Here is a 17032-nt window from a genome sequence, read left to right on the forward strand (position 1 = left end):
AATTTCATCAAAACCGTATGGTAGGCCCATCGTCTCGTCGTTTTGGCAGATGGAATGGAATGCGACTGAATGCGATCAATCGGCGGTCGGCGCGCTGATCGCGCCAGCCGAACCGCTCAAGGCTTCACCATAAGCGATTCGCCGGTTGCTTGACAGGGCGTGACCTACTTCTTGGAATCGACCAGCTTGCGGGCCTCTTCGAACTGCGCGCCCTTTGTGTTGCCTGCTTCGAATTTCAGGTATTCGTCGGAAAGATCCTCGGGAGATCGCTTGAAGCCGTACCATTCCCCATCCGGGTCCTTGCGTTTCTCGATGTTCCCGCCCTGAATCCGGTGGCTGTAGCAGGTGCGATTTTGCTTGCCAGTGTAGCCCTTCGACCGCCAGGCGAGTTCCATGCACATCTTGCCGTTACTGGTCACCAGCCATCTGCCCGCCGCGAAAGACGCCGTGTCAGGCCCGGACGTCCAGGCCTCGAGGCGTCGATCGCCCTGTGCGAAATAGGCCGCTCCATTTTTCCACACCCATGTGCGGTCGGCGTAAAGAAGCGACAGCTCGTAGGCAGTCGGAACAGTGGCGGCAACCGCTTCCGCGGGCGCGCTGTCTTTGGCGGCCGCCGCGTGCGCCGTTCCTGGAAGCGCCGTCTGGCCGCAGAGCGCCAGGAGAAACATAAGTTGCGTGCAACTTGCGAACCAACGGTGTTTGCGTCGCCGACGGTCGGCACCAAGCGGCGGCAATCTGGTCAGAGCTGTCGGTACAATTGGCGTTCGCATGCCTGTTTGGCCCAAGGTAGCACTATCAGCGCTCTGACAGTCTACGAAACTATTTAACAGTCGCGAGAACGGTGATGTCAACCTTTGCGAAGCGGATGGGCAACAACTATTCGAGACGCGCGCACAGCCTGCAATCGTCAAAATTAAGAATTGCGTCGTATATTCCTCCGCCTCTGACAATCGCGCACAAAAGCAACATCCGCGGACGTCAGGAGGACGCGGTTTCAAATGACGGACGATCCGGAGTTGAATCAGACCGAAGGCATGCAATACCTGCAGCAGTCGACCGACCGGCACAAGGCTGCTCGCAACATCCTGAGCCCCAACACGGCAATCCTGTTGGGGATCCTGTTCATTGCGGTCGTGTTCAGGTTCCACAACATAACCTTGCCGCTCGTCGACGCCTTCAGCTGGCGCGAAACAAGCACGGCGATGATGGCCGACAATTTCCAGCAGCGCAGCTGGAACATCTTCTTCCCGGAGGTCAGCTGGACCGGGCCCGGGCCAAGTTATCAGGGCCGTGAGTTCCAGATCGTCAGCTATCTGACCGCCCTGCTCTACCAACTCTTCGGCTGGCACGACTGGTTCGGCCGCATGGTTGCGGCCTTCTTCGGCCTGGTGACGGTGTTTTCGCTGCACAGACTAACGGCGCTATGCTGGGACGAGACGCACGCCCACGCCGCGGCACTTGCCTACGCGCTGATGCCGGCGGCGATCATGATCGACAGCTCGTTTCTTCCCGATCCCTCGATGCTGGCCCTGGTGACGCTCGGCGTCTGGCTGTTCGCGAAATACTGGGCCGGCGGCAGCGGCTGGCTCTTGCCGCTCGCCACGGTCAGCTTCTCGCTCGGCGCACTGTCAAAGCCGCCAGGCCTCGCCGCCGGCGCCGTCATCTTCTACCTGATGGTCTGCTGGGTTCTGGAGAAGAAGCGAAAGCAGGCGGCCAAGGTCTTCCTGTCGGGGCTTTTGAGCCTGGCCATCATCGGCGCCTATTTCAGCTGGGCCATCTATCTCGGCCTGAGCTATCCGCCGTTTCATGTCGCGGGCAGCGGCTATATCTGGGATTCCGGTTTCTGGACATTCTTCAGAAACAGCTTCTACTTCAAATCCGTGTGGAACACCTCAGTCTGGTGGTTCTACGGCTATCCGTTCATGGTGCTGATCGCGGTCGGCTTCTGGATGCCGCCCAGACCCGTCGAAGACCCCAAGCAACGCACTCTTTCGGCCATCCCCTATGTTTGGCTGGCCGCGGCCATGGTCGTCTATCTGGCGGCGGCGCGCGAGATCACCAGCAATCCCTGGAACTATCACATCTTCCACGTGCCGTTCGCGATGTTCTGCGGCCGTGGCGCGCTTCTCCTGGCAACGCTTGCATCGGGAACCGTTCTGTCCCCGGCGGTCGTGTTGCGCGCGATCTGCATCGCTGCCGTCACACTCGTGTGGTCGACCTTTCCCCTCGTCAGGACAATGAAGACGCCGATCGCCATGAACGGCAAGTTGCTTGGCGAGGAACTGGCGCGGTTGGTGCAGCCGGGCGACCTCGTTGTCGCCATCGCGCCTGAGGTCGGCGATCCCGTCGCCATCTATTACAGCAGGGCGCGCGGCTGGGTGTTCCCGCCCGGCGGCGGCGATGTCGAATGGTCGAACTTCGTCGCGGACGACGCCACCGCGATCGCGCAGCTCGAGGCGTTGCGCGCGCAAGGCGCGGACCTGTTCGGCGTCGCCAAGAACGCGGCCGACAAGAAGGACCGGCTGTTCGTCGAGCATCATGACGGGGTCATCGACTATCTGGACAAGACCGGAACCAAGCTTGTGGATTCGGACGATTTGCTGGTCTATAGGATCAGCCGTCCATGAGGACCGCGACAGTCCGAGGCTGTGGGCCTTGGACAGGATATGGTCCCGACGGTTCAGCGGCCCCGCATTCGCCTGCCGAAGGCCGGCAAGGCGGCGAGCCAGGCGAACCGATCCCGGATGGCGCTAGGGATATTCGGGCACCACGCGATGCTGCCACTTGAACTCGACGGTGGAAACCGGCGGAGAATTGGTTGAAAAGAGCAATCTCGATAGTCGTGACGCTGGCCCTGCTGGCTTGGCTCGCCAGCGATTCGCGCTGGCGGATGGTCGGCGACGCCTTCGCCCGCATCACGCCCGGCACCTTCGCCGTGGCGACGATCGCGTTTTTCGTCACCTATGTCTTGCGTGCGCTGCGCGTCTGCGACGAGTTCCGCGATGAGGTGCATGGCCGCTTTGGCGCCTGCCTACGCGTCATTCTGATCCACAATGCGATGATCAACGTCGTACCCTTCCGCGGCGGCGAGACGGCCTTTCCCCTGCTCCTGCGCCAGGTCTTCGGCATACCGATCATGCGCGCCAGCGCCTCACTGTTGTGGTTCAGGCTGCAGGACGCCTTCGTCGTCGGCGTGCTGGCCCTGGCGGTGTGGCCGGGCCTGCATCCAGCGATAAGGATCGCGGGCGGGGCCGTCTTGATCGCCGCCGCCTGGTACCTGCCGCGCTGGGCGCGCGCGCCGCATGATTGGGCCGGCCGCGGCAAGATCGTTGCGAAGCTCGGCAAGCTGCGCGATGTGTTCACCGAAGCAACCGGGCGCTCGCGCTACGGCTGGTGGTGGACGATCGCCAACTGGTCGTTGAAGCTCGCCGTACAGGGATGGTTGTTGGCAATGCTGCTGGGGACATCCATTTCGACCGCTTTTCCAGGCGTCGTCGGGGCCGAAGGCGCCGCCATACTGCCGGTGCAAGGCGTCGCCGGCTTCGGCACCTATGAAGCGGGAGCGGCGGCGGCGCTGCTCACGTCCGGAATCACGATGAAGGACGGCCTGCAGGCGGCACTGGCGCTGCACCTGTTCATCTTCTGCTCGGCTGTCGTCACCGGTGCGATCGCCTGGTTGTTTCCCTCGAAATCGACGCTGCCGGGGAACCCGGCTGTCGGACCTGCAAGGAAGCCATCCCAATGAACGTATTGCCCATCCCCGCTTCGGGACTGCCTGATGGCGCGGTAATGCCGAACCATACGCTGTCCATCGTCGTGCCCATGTACAACGAGGCCGAAAACGTCGAGCCGCTGCTGGCACGGATCCACCAGGCGATGGAACGCTACGACCAGCCGTGGGAGGTCGTGCTGGTCGATGACGGCAGCACCGACGCGACAGTGAGCGAGATCAGGCGCCTTGCAGCGCATTACGGCCCGCATGTGCATGCGGTCGAGCTCGTGCGCAACTACAAGCAGACCGCCGCGATGCAGGCCGGCATCGACGCGGCGCGCGGCGATGTCATCGCCACGATCGACGGCGACCTGCAAAACGATCCCTACGACATCCCGCGCATGGTCTATCGCCTGCTGAGCGAGGATCTCGACCTGGTGGTCGGCTGGCGCAAGGACCGCCAGGAAGGTTTTTTCATGCGCAGGCTGCCCTCGCGCATTGCCAACGCGCTGATCGCGCGCGTCACCGGCGTGCGCCTCAAGGACTATGGCTGCAGCCTCAAGGTCTATCGCGGCAACGTCATCCGCAGCGTCAAGCTTTATGGCGAGATGCACCGCTTCATCCCGGCATGGCTGGCCACAGTGACGACTCCCAGACGCATCGCGCAGGAGGTGGTGACGCATCATGCCCGCATCCACGGTCAGTCCAAATACGGTATTTCACGCACCTTCAGGGTCGTGCTCGATCTGGTGTTCATGTATTTCTTCATGCGCTATCGCACACGGCCCGGGCATTTCTTCGGCGGCATCGGCATCGTGCTTGGCGCGCTGGGCTCGCTGATCCTTGCCTATCTGCTTTGCCTGAAGCTGTTTTTCGCCGAAGACATCGGAACCCGCCCGATGCTGTTCACCGGCTTCTTCCTGCTCATCGCCGGGGTGCAGATGGTGACGTCGGGCGTGCTGGCGGAAATGCTGGCACGCGTCTATCACGAGGCGAACGGAGCATCGGCCTATGTCGCGCGGCCGAGGCCGGCATCCGGCGCAAATGACGGCTGGCTCCGCTCCAGCCTGCCATCGTGACCTGGCTGGAACGCCATGGAGGTTCTGCCCCATAGCGTTGACCGGAGCAGTGGCTTCATGACAAGCGCGCTAGAGAGGGATCTCGGTTTCAGGTCGATGGTGCCGACCGAGGAAGGACTGGCAGAGTTCGTCGACTGGTATCACCAGGAGTGGCGGTCTGAGGGCAAGAGGTAAGACGCAACGTCTGCGCCAACCTCTCGCCCTCGACTCGCGCCCCCCGGCGAAGCTAGTAGCGCGAACGGCAGCTGGCGCGTTGGCCGAAGCCGCTCGGGCCACAAATCCAGGGCGAATGACCCAGCAGCGGGCCGCCATTGCCCAGGCGGTAGGAAACTTTAAGCGGCGCTGGCCTGCCGACACGCTGCGGCCGCACGAAGGCCGCATAGGCCTCCTCCCTCGTGCGCGTCACGCTGGTCGTCTGTGTGAGCGGTTTGCGGTTGAACAGATGCAGCCGCTTCTTCTTGACGTAGTGCACCTTCTTACCCAGCGTATGAACAGCGGGCTTTGTGCCGATCGAGCTGGTCTTGGTCGAGTCCATGCTCTGGCAACCTGAGAGTATCGAGATCAATGCAACGGCGGCAAATGCACAGGCATATTTCGTGCCCATCCTTGCCCCTTTTTCCATAAATTTGTTCATCGCCATCCCCTGCCACGAATACAAGTCTCTGGAGCGCGGAGATCTATTTGCTCTTGTTGGCTTTCCGCGCCACGCGAGCAGCCTATTGCCACTCACATCATGGGTTGTATATTAGGGGAGACTTATTAAAGATCATGCAAACGACATGATGAGCACGGTCTTTCGGCACTCGATCGGATATTATTAAAATTTGATCTTTTGGGCTCGTGCCCGCAGCCTTTCCCAGGTTCCGGGCCGGTTACGAACGCCGGCTATCGAGACAGATGCGGTTCAGGAGAACTGGTTGCGCGCGGACGCCTCTCGGGTCAGCGCCGCGTTTCCCAACCTGGATCGAAGTAGAAATTGCGGGCACCGATGTTGCCCTGGCCCGCGCCGGAAACCACATAAGCGATGCGCACGATGCGGAAGCCGCCGGCGCCCTGCTGCAGCCCGTAGACGCCCTCCATGCCACGATCGTAGAAGCCCGCGGCCGGGACAATCAGCGCCAGCACGGCAAGCGACGCCTGGAAGGCGACTTTCGCGGCATTGGCGCGCAACGGAATCCTGTTTTCGATGACGTGCCTTACGACGATGACCAGCACCAGAAGCCCGTAGAGGAAGGCGTTGAAGGCGGCGAACCAGTAGAAGCCGGTGGCATCGAAGGGGTGCTCCACCAGCAGCACCGGCAGCGCCGCACCGATCGCCAGCGCCACATAGGGAGTGAGGGCGCGGGCCGGCAGAAGGTGCTTGGGGCCGCTGCCCTTGGGCGTGACGCGGAAATCGACGAATGATTTGGTCAGATAGTCGCGGATCGACGACAGCGTACCGGCCAGCACCCAAGGCCAACGCGCGAAGAAGAGGAACAGCGTGCCTTCCCAGCTGATCGTCTTGGCCGTCATAGGGCGCGATAGGCCGAACGCCTTCAGCATCATCACCAGGCCAACCAGCGCGACCGCGTTCGGCAGATAGTAGAACAGAAAGTCGAGATACATGACATTGGCGAAGTTGCGCCCGGTAGACAGCGCATAGATCGGCATGACGTACATCAGCAACGCAAAGACGGCGAAGAGCGGATACCAGAGCTGGCAAAAGAGGAACTGGAACCTCAGCCGCGGCGACAGCTTGGGAAGGTAGCTCGGCGAATATTCGAGCAGGATCGTCATCAGGCTGCGCGACCACTGGAATTCCTGGGTGATGAGGTCGGCGAAGGTCTGCGGGCCATCGCCGTGGGCGATGGCGTCGAGCGCGTGCACGCCGCGCCATCCGGCCGCGTTGATCAGCATAGAGGTGGAGTGATCCTCCGCCAGTTCCGGGCCGAGACCGCCCGCCTGCTTCAGCGCCTTGGTCCGCACGGCATAGTGCGAGCCGATGCAGAGCGGAGCTCCACCACCCGTATGGCCGGACTGCAGGGGCCCGTGAAACATCCCTTCCGGAAACAGCCTGCCGCGCGCCGCCCAGCTCTCGGCGGCATTGTTGTCGCAAATGCTCGGCGCCGAGACATAGCCAACCGAGGGATCGGCGAAGGGAACCAGGATCTCCCTCAGATAGGTTGGCGTCGGTACATGGTCGGCATCCATCTGAGCGACGAAATCATAGCGTTCATAGCCATAGTGATCGTAGAAAAACGCCAGGTTCCCCTCTTTGCAGCGCGTCCGGCGTGGCCACACCTTGCGATGATAATCTTCCCTGCCGCGTCGCGTCGAAATCATGACGTTGTGAGCATCGCACCAGGCGATCGTCTCCTTTGACGGGTCCTCGTCGGCCAGCCAGGTATCGTGTGGATAATCCTGCGCCAGCATCGCTTCGAGCGTGCGCGCAACGACGGCAAACGGTTCGGACGGGGCCTTGGTGACCACCATCGCGACCCGCGAACGCTTCGGGATCGTGTGAAGCTTGGACGGCTTTTTCGACGCATGCACGTTCAAGAGAAAGTACAACGGCATGAGCGTGAGCCACACCAGAATGAGTGTCGCGAATGTGTATGGCCCGAGATGTTCGACATGCTCCGGCTTCAGCCACCAGATCCAGAAAAACCCGAGTGTGCAGAACCAGAAAGCCAGCGCCAGTCTCAGGATCCATTGCTGAATGGCCGACAGCACGGGCACCAGAAAGGGGCCCTTCCGCGCAGTGACCGCCAGAGCCGCCTCAGATCGATGCGCCCGTCTGCTCTTATGGCCGACGACGCCATCATGCACGGAAGCACTCATACACTTACTCGCCGCCACTTTGAGCCTCCGCCGACAAGGTGGCTGGAAGCTCTCAAAATCCCGGCACTAGAATTAGCCCATGCTTTCTTAGCGTCAACTAAATTAATTATTTGTTGAGTATGATTCTTGACATCTGGTTAACCTAACGCATTGAATCGAGGGAGGAATAGCCGCCACCGAGCAGTCTCTAGCGGCGAGCCGGCAAATTCTTGGGCGCTGGAAATTCACCGACTGGGTCGAGGCTGTCGGAGGGGATCCGGCAGAGAGCGGCGTTAACCATGTTGCGGCCGTCAAGGTTAAGCAACCGTTAATTGTGCTTGACTCTTGGCCCTGACCGGCTCTTAAATTAGCTAGGGATGATATATCGGGATATTGACGCGAATTTGTGAGTATCGCGGCGAACTTTCTCTCCACCGCCCCTCTGTGTCGGGGCCTTGAGAGAAAATCTTAGGTGGGCTCTGTGCGAAGGTTCGCACATCCGACAATGGTCGCTCCGAAATCCCGCAGATTCTGCCAATAGAGCCGATCGGTTTTTGGGTAGTCGTGTCGAACAAGCATCGATGCGCACGGGCGAAGCCTTAACTTCCGCAAGAAGTTGAGGCCATGGGAGATCAACATGAAACACTCCGCAGCAAAGGCACTTGCAATCGCGCTGGCATTGGGCGGAAGCGCCGCATTCCCCACTGCAGGAGGCGCCGGCTCCGCAGCAGCGACGGACCCCTTCCAGACGAGCAGCGCCGCCTCGGCGTTCGGATCCTATGATCCTTACGGGGACTTCAGCGCCGACAAGACTGCCAGCATCGAAGAGCTGTTCCTGCCCTGGGAAGACGTCGATCTGGCGACGCTGCCACTGGCCGACGCCTATGCGCTGCAACGCGGCCGTTCGCTGCTGATCACGGTTGAGCCGTGGACCTGGTCGAAGGATTGGCGCATCACCCCACCCGAATTGCGCGATGGCATATTGAGCGGCAAATATGACGCCAACATGCAGGCAATCTGCGGCCTGGTGGGACAGATGAAGAGCCCGGTGACCATTCGCTGGGCGCAGGAAATGGAAGACAATAACGGCCGCTTCACCTGGGCCAACTGGGCTCCCAAGGACTGGATTTCCGCCTACAAGCGCGAAGTCGATATCTGCCGCAAGGCTGCCCCCGCCGCCAAGTACATGTGGTCACCCAAAGGCGAAGAGGGTCTGGAAAAATACTACCCTGGCGACGACTATGTCGATGTCATCGGCCTGTCTGTATTCGGTCTGCAGAAAAAGGATAATGACGAGGCCGGTCATGACCGTACATTCGCCGAGATGCTGAAGCCCGGCTATGACCGCGTCGCGGGTTTCAACAAGCCGATCGTGGTGGCGGAGCTCGGCTATGTCGGAAAGCAGGACTATGTATCGAAGTGGCAGGACGACAGCCGCAAGTCCTATGCGGAGTTCCCGGCGCTGACTTCGGTCGTCTACTTCAACCAGAAGGAAGTGTGGCCGTGGCTGGGTGGCTATGGTCTGCCCGACTGGAGGGTGACCCAGCACGTCCTGCCGTAGACGCATCGTGCCGATCCATCCCGACGCGATCGGGATGGACATCCAATCCCCTTGTTTGTTTGATTATGACCCATCCCGAACCAGCGGTTCGGGATGATGGTTGAGGCGTGGCGTAAATCAGTCTGTGGAGGAGTTTCGTGAAACGAGTAGTGGGAAATCGTCTCGGAGCGGCATTCGCCTGCTCCGTTCTTGTTCTTGCCTTCCAGGTTCCTGCGACAGCAAAGACGGCGACGAAAATCGCAGAGCAGGCGCAAGAGGGCACAGCGGTTCCTGACGAAGGCGTCTACCAGATCTATCAGAACCATTCGTGGCTGTGGGGCAAGAAGGGCGCCGGGTTCTTTGCCGTCAAGCAGCGGCAGTTCGACGCCTGGACCCACGACAAAGGCAAGTCGGGCTATGGCGACGGCATGTGGTTCATTCCCGGCGGCGGCAAGCTGTGCTGGCGCGCGCAATGGCACGGCTCCTGGGGTGTGAAGGGCTCGATGACCTGCTTCGAGCATCGCCAGGTGGGCAAGGTCATCTACAAGCGTAAATCGCCTGATGGCGAATGGTACGTTTTCAAGAGCTCGCATCGCAACCGGTCGGACGAGTCGATGAAATTGAAATACGGCGACTACGTCACAAGGAAAATGAACCGGATCAAGGCGAAGCAGTAGACACTGTCTTCTGCGACAAGCCACTGGTCCAAAGCGGGTCGACTGAACGGTTCAGGCGACCTGCTTTGGATTTTTGTTTTTATGCATGCCGTTCGCCCGAAACCGAGGTCACATTTGGACGACCTGCATCAAGCCTTGCGCTCCCAGCGGCGGTCTGGCGTCTGCTGCCAGTAGGTGACGGCATGGCCGGCGTCCTTCATCACCTTCCAGTTCCCCCGAGCCGCCTCGACCTGGGCGGCGTCGTGGCCGTCGAACAGGAACACGGCACGCTCGTAGCCGCCAAGGTCTGGCGGCAGGGCACCGTCAACGAGGAACCTTATCTTGGCCTGGTTGGGATTGCCGTCGCCGGTGGTCAACAGGATCGGCTGTTCACCGGGATAGGCCTCACGATCGGTTGCATGGGCGAGAAACGAATCGTCGCGGAAGGTCCAAAGATGCTGGTCGAGCGCATCGCGGCGTTCCTCGGTGCCGGTCTGCACCACGGCGCGCCAACCACGGTCGACGCTGCGCTCCAGGAGGCCTGGCAGCGCATCCTCCAGCGTCGACTCGGTCAGGTGGTAGAACAGGACGTCGGCCATCGCTTCAGCCTATAGTCGTTGAATTCGCTCACTGCTCATAATTGTCGCGCACCAGCCGGTCGAGCAACCTGACACCGAAACCCGAACCCCAGGACTGGTTGATCTCGTTCGAAGGCGCGCCCATCGCGGTGCCGGCAATGTCGAGATGCGCCCAAGGCGTGTCCTTGACGAAGCGCTGCAGGAATTGCGCGGCGATAATGGCGCCGCCATAGCGGCCGCCGATGTTCTTCATGTCAGCGTTCTTGGAATCGATCAGCTTGTCGTATTCGGCGCCGAGCGGCATGCGCCACAGCCGCTCCTGCGTCGCCTGCCCCGCCGCCGTCAGCTTTTCGGACAGTTCGTCATTGTTGGAGAACAGCCCGGCATAGTGCTGGCCGAGCGCGACCATGACGGCGCCGGTCAGCGTCGCCAGATTGACCATGAATTTCGGCTGGAAGCGGTCGTTGCAGTACCACAGCGCATCGGCCAGCACGAGGCGACCTTCCGCATCGGTGTTGAGCACCTCGATGGTCTGGCCCGACATCGAGGTGACGATGTCGCCGGGGCGCTGGGCATGGCCATCGACTGCGTTTTCGACAAGGCCGATGATGCCGACGACATTGGCTTTCGCCTTGCGCGCAGCCAGCGCATGCATCAGGCCGGTGACCGCAGCGGCGCCCCCCATGTCGCCCTTCATGTCCTCCATGCCGGACGCAGGCTTTATCGAATTGCCGCCTGTGTCAAAGGTGACGCCCTTGCCGACGAAGGCGATCGGGTTGTCCTTTGGCTTGCCGCCGTTCCACTGCATGATCGCCATGCGGGCACCGCGCGGCGAGCCTTGTGCGACACCGAGCAGCGAGCCCATGCCTAGCTTCTTCATCTCCTTCTCGGCCAGGATCTCGACCTTGACGCCGAGCGCCTCGAGTTCCTTGGCGCGGGCGGCGAATTCGACCGGCCCGAGCACGTTTGCCGGTTCGTTGACGAGGTCGCGCGCCAGAAGGACGCCGTCGATCACCGCCTCGGCGTCGGTGAAGGCTTTTTTCGCCGCGGCCGGATCTGCCGTATGGATCGTCACCTTGACCGGCTTTTTCGGCTCTGCCTTGCCGTCGTCCTTGTCCTTCCTGGTCTTGTACTTGTCGAAGGAATAGCTGCGCAGGAGAATTCCCGCTGCAAGGCTCGCCGCATCCTTGCCACTTGGCGACGCGCCGGCGAGATCGAGCACCACCGCGACATCAGTCGCCTTGCGCAGCGAGGCGGCAATGGTGCCGCCAAGCTTCAGCCATGCATAGTCGTCGAGCCCCGACACCTTGCCGGCGCCTATCGCCACCAGCCTGTCGAGCGACGCTTCCTGCGGCGCCAGAACCTCCACCACGCTGGCGAACTTGCCCGTGAACTCGGCCACCGGAAAGGCCCGCTCCAGTGTCTTGCCGGGATCGCAAGCCTTGGCGGCGTCGCTCAGGCCGCCCTCATCCGCCAGCAGCACGAAGGCTGTACCCTTCCTGTTGGCCGCGCTCTGAGATGCGGAAAATTTGGCGAAGGCGATCGACGGTCTTTGGCTCATTATGTCCTGCTTTCAGGGAATGCGTAGCTTTTGGGGAAGCGGTTCGAAACGATGCGCGACATTTGGTCGTTTTCGGCCATTTGGCAAGACTTTGCCAAATTCGCACCCCATATCAACGATGGAATCGATGGTGATTCTTCGCGGAACGGCCCCGCTTTTCGCCGCAACCTGTTGTTAACCATCGATGTTCTCCCTTTCTTATCCATTCCCGCCGACACTCCGGCCCGCCGGGGCGGGCGACTTGGGACGGGAACCGGATCGACCATCTGTTGGAGCCAGTTGTGCAGGCGCTGCCGGACAGCTACCCTTGTGCGGTGGCATGATGCCGTTCGAGAAAATCGAGAAAAGCCTTCATGAAGGTCGTTGAACGCTACATCATGCGCCGCGCTTTCGTGGTCTTCATGGCCGCGCTTGTCTGGACGCTGGCCATCGTGTGGACGACGCAGGTGCTGGCAAAAATCGACCTGGTCACCGACAGCGGCCAGTCGGCGCTGACCTTCTTCGAAGTCGCTGCCCTCATTCTTCCGTCCATCATCCCGATCGTGGTGCCTTTTGCGCTGGTGGTGGCGGTCGCACAGACGCTCAGTGCCATGAATTCGGATTCCGAACTCGCCGTCGTCAACGCCGCGGGCGCCTCGCGCTGGACGATCGTGCGGCCGATCATGCTTTTGGCGCTGGCAGCCGCCGTCTTTTCCTTTGCCGTCGACAACGGCATCGACCCCTATGCCCGGCAGAAGAACCGGGCCCTGGTGGCGTCGTCACGCGCGGATCTGTTATCGCTGATCATCCAGGAAGGCACCTTCCGCAAGATCGAGGACGGGCTGTTCCTGCAGGTCGGAGAGCGGCTCCCCGACAATCGGCTTGGCGGCATCTTCGTCGCCGATTCGCGCGAAGAAGGCGTCAACCTCGTCTACTACGCCAAGACCGGCAGCATCGTCGAACGCGGCGGCGAAAAGGTGCTGATGATGAATGACGGCGTCATCCATCGCAAAACGCTGACCGGCGATCTCTCCGTCATCCGTTTCACCTCCTATGCCTTCGACATGTCGGCCTTCATGGCGGCGGCTTCGGCGGTGACGCTGCTGCCGAAGGACCAGACGACCCAGTACCTGCTCAACCCGAGCGCCAACGACAAGTATTATCAGCAGAGCCCCTATGAATACCGGGCCGAGGTCAACCAGCGGTTTTCGGAATGGACGTATTCCATGGTCTTCGCGCTCATTGCGCTTGCGGTCGCCGGAGATGCGCGCTCGCACCGTGAGGCGCGCGTCAATCCGCTGATCACGGCCATCGGGATATCGCTGTTCGTGCGTTGGCTGGGCTTTTTTGCCGCCAGCAAGGCCGATGAGATCCCGCAATATGCCTATATGGTCTATGGCGTGCCGATTGTGGCTTCCGCGGTGGCGATCTGGTTCATCGTCTCCAACCGGACCATGGAACTGCCGGTGGCCTGGGCCGACTGGATGACAAATTTCGCCACGCGCATCGGTGACAGCTGGAACGCTCTCAAACTGCGCTTGTCCAGACGCGGCACTTCAGGGCAAGGGGTCAGTTGATGGGCTGGACGCTGGGCCGCTATTTCTTCTTCCGCTATGTGACGATCACCATCTGGTTCTTCATCGGCCTTCTGGCGCTGGTGTTCCTGATCGATTTCACCGAACTCTCCGGCCGCACCACCGGCCTGCCCGGCTTCACCTACGGAACGGCAGTGGCCATTTCGGGGCTCCGAATGCCGATGATCATGCTGCAGACGGTGCCGTTTGTCGGTCTGTTCTCGGCGATGGCGACGCTGGTGTCGCTCAACCGGCGCTACGAACTGGTCATCGCGCGTTCCGCCGGCGTTTCGGCCTGGCAGTTCCTGCTGCCCTGCTGCATCGGAGCCTTGCTGTTCGGCGTCTTGTCGGTTGGCGTCATCAATCCGCTCGCCGCGCACGCATTCTCCTGGTCCGAGCAGATCGAAACCGAGCTGCGTTCCGGCAAATCAAACACGGTTTCGGCCGATGCCGCGCCCTGGATTCGGCAGAAAACCAGTTCGGGGGACACCATCATCGGTGCGCGGGCCATCCTGAACCAGGGCCTGGAGATGGCCGATGTCGTGTTTTTCATTCTCGACCCGCAAGGCAACATCGTCGAGCGCAAGGACGCCGCGCGCGCCTTCCTGCGCGACGGCTATTGGGAATTGCAGGACGTCAAGACGCTCCAGAACGGCACGATCCAGGCATCGGCAAGCGATCGCGTGCCGACCAATCTGAAGCCTGAATTCGTGCAAGAGCGGCTGGCGCGCCCCGAAACCATCCCTTTCTATGACCTGCCGGGAAAGATCGAGGTTGCCCGTTCCTTCGGCCTCAAGGCAAATGCCTTTGCCATGCAGTTTGATTCGCTGGTGGCGTTGCCGTTCCTTCTCGTCGCCATGACGCTGATTGCGGCAACGGTTTCAATGCGATTTGCTAGGATGGGGCAGTCGGCAACGATGATTCTGGGTGGCATCATCGCCGGCTTTCTGCTTTATGTCGTTTCGGTGCTGGTGAAGGCATTCGGCGTGGCGGGGTTTGTGCCAACTGTCGTAGCCGCATGGGTGCCGGTCGTGGTGGCTATGTTCTTCGGGGTGACTTTCCTGCTATACAAGGAAGACGGCTAGTGAGGGAGGCGTTTTTGCCCAGCAACAGGCAGGCCCGTTTGGCGCGCCTCTATGCGGCGACCGCCTTGGCGTGCCTGCTCGCATGCGTCGTCCCGATGCCGGCGTTCGCGCAGGATGTCGGCGACATGGCGACATCGGTCCCGTCCGGCTCGCAGATGCTGCTGGCGGCCGATACGCTGGTCTACAACAACGACAATCAGACGGTGACCGCCGTCGGTGGCGTGCAGATCGATTATGGTGGCAATCGCCTTGTCGCCCAGCGGGTCGAATACAACCGCAATACCAAGCGGATGGTCGCGAGCGGCAACGTCGAAGTCATCAACAGCGACGGCACCAAGATCAATTCGCAACATATCGACATCACCGATGACTTCGCCGACGGCTTCGTCAATGCGTTGCGCGTCGAAACCGTCGACAAGGCCTATTTCGCCGCCGAAAGCGCCGAGCGCATGGGCGGCGTCCTGACCACGTTCCACAATGGCGTCTACACCGCCTGCGAACCCTGCGAGGACAAGCCCGACAAAGCGCCAACCTGGCGCGTCAAGGCCAAGAAGATCATCTGGAACGGCGAGAAGAAGACGGTTCGCTTCGAGAATGCGAATTTCGAGTTCTTCGGTTTCCCGCTCGCCTATCTGCCTGCATTCGAGATTGCCGACCCGACGGTGAAGCGCAAGAGCGGCTTCCTGATCCCCGGTATCGTCTTCAACGACGATCTCGGCGTCGGCGTGAAAGTTCCCTACTACTTCGCCTTGTCACCGACCTATGACCTGACCGTCACCGGCACCGGCTACACCAAGCAGGGCTTTCTCGGCGAGGCCGAGTGGCGCCAGCGCTTCAACAATGGCCAGTACAGTTTGAAGATCGCAGGGATTCACCAGCAGGATCCCGATGCCTTCCTCGACACGACTGCTTTCCCCGGCACCGCTGGTCACAATATCAATTCGGGCGCGGCGGGCGATCCCAACAAATTCCGCGGCATGATGGGAACCCAAGGCCAGTTCGCCATCAATTCACGCTGGAATTTCGGCTGGGATGTGCTGCTGCAGACCGACAAGAACTTCTCGAACACCTACAACATCGACAAGTACAATTCTTCCGTCCGCCAGTCGTCGGTCTACCTGACGGGCCTCAACGGCCGCAACTATTTCGACGTTCGCGCCATGCACTTCGATGTGCAGGAAGATACACCCGACGACAACATCTCCGCGCGAAGCGGACAACAGCCCTGGGTGCTGCCGTCGCTCGACTACGCCTATATTCCCGACGTATCGGTGGCCGGCGGCCAGCTGTCGCTCAACGTCAACGCGCGGGTCATCCGCCGCGAGGATCTCGATCAGGCTTTCTCAACCCCCTACGACTCAAGCACACCAACTCAGCGTGTCAGAGGTATCGAAGGCGAATCAGGCCGTCTCACTGCCGAGGCTGAGTGGAAGCGGAGCTTCGTCACTGATGGCGGGCTGGTGCTGACGCCATTGCTCGCGCTGCAGGGCGACGTGGATTATCTCAGAGCTTCGTCGGCTTCGCTTGCCGCCATCCAAGAGATGGCAACGAATCCTGAGATAAACGCCAACGACGATATGCGCTCGTCATTTGCCCGGTACATGGCGACCGCGGGCCTTGAGTTGCGTTGGCCGGTGCTGTTTTCCATGGCGAGCGGATCCAGCCACGTGATCGAGCCGATGGCGCAGGTTTTCATGCGCCCGAACGAGCAGTATGTCGGCGGTCTTGCCGTTCCCAACGAAGACGCCCAAAGCATGGTGTTCGACGCGACCACCCTGTTCGAGCGCGACAAGTTCTCCGGTTACGACCGGGTCGAAGGCGGCTCGCGCGCCAATGTCGGCTTCCGCTATTCCGGCTCGTACAACAATGGCTGGGGCACCAATGCCATTTTCGGCCAATCCTATCAGATCGGCGGCGAGAACTCGTTCGCCGCTCCGGATCTGGTCAATGTCGGCGCCTATTCAGGTCTCGACACGACCAAGTCCGACTATGTCGGCCTGTTTGGCATCAACAGCCCCAACGGCTTCGCGGCCTCGGTCAGCGGCCGTTTCGACGAACAGAGCTTTGAGATCCGCCGCGCCGAGGTGAAGGCCGCCTATTCCGGCCTGCCGGTGTCGCTGAGCGCCAAATACGCCTTCATCCAAGCCCAACCACTCTACGGTTTCACCACCGACCGCCACGAGGTCACGCTTGGTGCATCGACGCATCTCGCCGAAAACTGGCGCGTCTTCGGCACCGGAACCTACGATTTGCAGCAAAGCCTGCTGGTCAAGGACGGCGTCGGCTTCGCCTACAACGATTCCTGCTTCACGTATTTGATGACCTACTCGCAGTCGCGCGACCTGAACACCAGAGAGGTGTCGCAGACCATCGGCTTCAATTTGTCGTTCCGCACCCTCGGCGATTTCGGCTCGTCGAGCAGTGGCGTCGACACGATCCAGTAACAATCGGCGACATCGTTTCGCCGCA

At 61.0% G+C, this 17032-nt stretch carries 13 protein-coding genes and 1 pseudogene; 9 read left to right on the top strand and 5 right to left on the bottom strand.

Going from position 1 to position 17032, the window contains the following annotated elements; all coding sequences use genetic code 11:
- Nucleotides 1–164 precede the first annotated feature (164 nt).
- Entirely contained in the window at nucleotides 165–668 is a 504-nt protein-coding gene (locus tag HB777_17435) for a DUF995 domain-containing protein (protein ID QND65506.1), read from the bottom strand.
- A gap of 330 nt (nucleotides 669–998) precedes the next feature.
- Here HB777_17435 and HB777_17440 point away from each other — a divergent pair, with 330 nt between their 5' ends.
- From HB777_17440 to HB777_17455, 4 genes and pseudogenes are all read left to right on the top strand, one after another.
- Complete coding sequence (locus tag HB777_17440; GenBank protein QND65507.1) at nucleotides 999–2627, top strand: glycosyl transferase; 1629 nt, start codon at nucleotides 999–1001, stop codon at nucleotides 2625–2627.
- Between the two features lie 191 nt (nucleotides 2628–2818).
- Nucleotides 2819–3745, top strand: coding sequence for a flippase-like domain-containing protein (locus tag HB777_17445; protein ID QND65508.1), 927 nt, complete (start codon nucleotides 2819–2821; stop codon nucleotides 3743–3745).
- Nucleotides 3742–4791, top strand: coding sequence for a glycosyltransferase family 2 protein (locus HB777_17450; protein ID QND65509.1), 1050 nt, complete (start codon nucleotides 3742–3744; stop codon nucleotides 4789–4791). Before HB777_17445 ends, HB777_17450 begins: the two co-directional genes overlap by 4 nt.
- A gap of 60 nt (nucleotides 4792–4851) precedes the next feature.
- Nucleotides 4852–4965, top strand: a pseudogene (locus HB777_17455) (protein CapI).
- Between the two features lie 52 nt (nucleotides 4966–5017).
- On the opposite strand, the gene HB777_17460 reads toward HB777_17455, so the two are convergent.
- Nucleotides 5018–5425, bottom strand: a complete 408-nt coding sequence (locus tag HB777_17460; protein QND68804.1) for a hypothetical protein — start codon at nucleotides 5423–5425, stop codon at nucleotides 5018–5020.
- 305 nt (nucleotides 5426–5730) lie between these two features.
- Nucleotides 5731–7611, bottom strand: coding sequence for a glycosyltransferase (locus HB777_17465; protein QND65510.1), 1881 nt, complete (start codon nucleotides 7609–7611; stop codon nucleotides 5731–5733).
- 616 nt (nucleotides 7612–8227) lie between these two features.
- On the opposite strand from HB777_17465, the gene HB777_17470 reads away from it, so the two are divergent.
- Together HB777_17470 and HB777_17475 are read left to right on the top strand one after the other, a co-directional pair.
- Nucleotides 8228–9151: a beta-mannosidase gene (locus tag HB777_17470; protein QND65511.1), complete on the top strand. Its 924-nt coding sequence runs from the start codon at nucleotides 8228–8230 to the stop codon at nucleotides 9149–9151.
- A gap of 137 nt (nucleotides 9152–9288) precedes the next feature.
- Nucleotides 9289–9807: a DUF995 domain-containing protein gene (locus HB777_17475; GenBank protein ID QND65512.1), complete on the top strand. Its 519-nt coding sequence runs from the start codon at nucleotides 9289–9291 to the stop codon at nucleotides 9805–9807.
- A 128-nt stretch (nucleotides 9808–9935) separates the two neighbouring features.
- Here the strand turns inward: HB777_17475 and HB777_17480 are convergent, their stop codons facing one another.
- Complete coding sequence (locus tag HB777_17480) at nucleotides 9936–10385, bottom strand: DNA polymerase III subunit chi (protein ID QND65513.1); 450 nt, start codon at nucleotides 10383–10385, stop codon at nucleotides 9936–9938.
- Nucleotides 10386–10413: 28 nt separating this feature from the next.
- The gene (locus HB777_17485; GenBank protein ID QND65514.1) at nucleotides 10414–11925 is read right to left on the bottom strand and encodes a leucyl aminopeptidase; all 1512 of its coding nucleotides are present in this window, start codon (nucleotides 11923–11925) and stop codon (nucleotides 10414–10416) included.
- Between the two features lie 353 nt (nucleotides 11926–12278).
- On the opposite strand from HB777_17485, the gene lptF reads away from it, so the two are divergent.
- The 3 genes from lptF to HB777_17500 are packed head-to-tail and all read left to right on the top strand — an operon-like array spanning nucleotide 12279 to nucleotide 17007.
- Nucleotides 12279–13481 carry an LPS export ABC transporter permease LptF gene (gene lptF / locus HB777_17490; protein QND65515.1) on the top strand — a complete coding sequence of 401 codons (1203 nt, stop codon included), beginning with the start codon at nucleotides 12279–12281 and terminating at the stop codon, nucleotides 13479–13481.
- Nucleotides 13481–14563 (top strand): LPS export ABC transporter permease LptG, encoded by a 1083-nt coding sequence (gene lptG, locus HB777_17495; GenBank protein QND65516.1) that lies wholly within the window; start codon nucleotides 13481–13483, stop codon nucleotides 14561–14563. The genes lptF and lptG overlap by 1 nt, the downstream gene beginning before the upstream one ends.
- Nucleotides 14563–17007, top strand: coding sequence for an LPS-assembly protein LptD (locus HB777_17500; GenBank protein ID QND65517.1), 2445 nt, complete (start codon nucleotides 14563–14565; stop codon nucleotides 17005–17007). The genes lptG and HB777_17500 overlap by 1 nt, the downstream gene beginning before the upstream one ends.
- Nucleotides 17008–17032 lie beyond the last annotated feature (25 nt).

This window comes from Mesorhizobium loti (genome assembly GCA_014189435.1).
Classification (GTDB): Bacteria; Pseudomonadota; Alphaproteobacteria; order Rhizobiales; family Rhizobiaceae; genus Mesorhizobium; species Mesorhizobium loti_G.

Excerpts from the sequence above, each read along its gene's own strand:
- HB777_17435 (QND65506.1), bottom strand. The coding sequence starts at position 668 with ATGTTTCTCCTGGCGCTCTGCGGCCAGACGGCGCTTCCAGGAACGGCG.
- HB777_17440 (QND65507.1), top strand. The coding sequence starts at position 999 with ATGACGGACGATCCGGAGTTGAATCAGACCGAAGGCATGCAATACCTG.
- HB777_17450 (QND65509.1), top strand. The coding sequence starts at position 3,742 with ATGAACGTATTGCCCATCCCCGCTTCGGGACTGCCTGATGGCGCGGTA.
- HB777_17460 (QND68804.1), bottom strand. The coding sequence starts at position 5,425 with ATGAACAAATTTATGGAAAAAGGGGCAAGGATGGGCACGAAATATGCC.
- HB777_17465 (QND65510.1), bottom strand. The coding sequence starts at position 7,611 with ATGAGTGCTTCCGTGCATGATGGCGTCGTCGGCCATAAGAGCAGACGG.
- HB777_17470 (QND65511.1), top strand. The coding sequence starts at position 8,228 with ATGAAACACTCCGCAGCAAAGGCACTTGCAATCGCGCTGGCATTGGGC.
- HB777_17480 (QND65513.1), bottom strand. The coding sequence starts at position 10,385 with ATGGCCGACGTCCTGTTCTACCACCTGACCGAGTCGACGCTGGAGGAT.
- HB777_17485 (QND65514.1), bottom strand. The coding sequence starts at position 11,925 with ATGAGCCAAAGACCGTCGATCGCCTTCGCCAAATTTTCCGCATCTCAG.
- lptF (QND65515.1), top strand. The coding sequence starts at position 12,279 with ATGAAGGTCGTTGAACGCTACATCATGCGCCGCGCTTTCGTGGTCTTC.
- lptG (QND65516.1), top strand. The coding sequence starts at position 13,481 with ATGGGCTGGACGCTGGGCCGCTATTTCTTCTTCCGCTATGTGACGATC.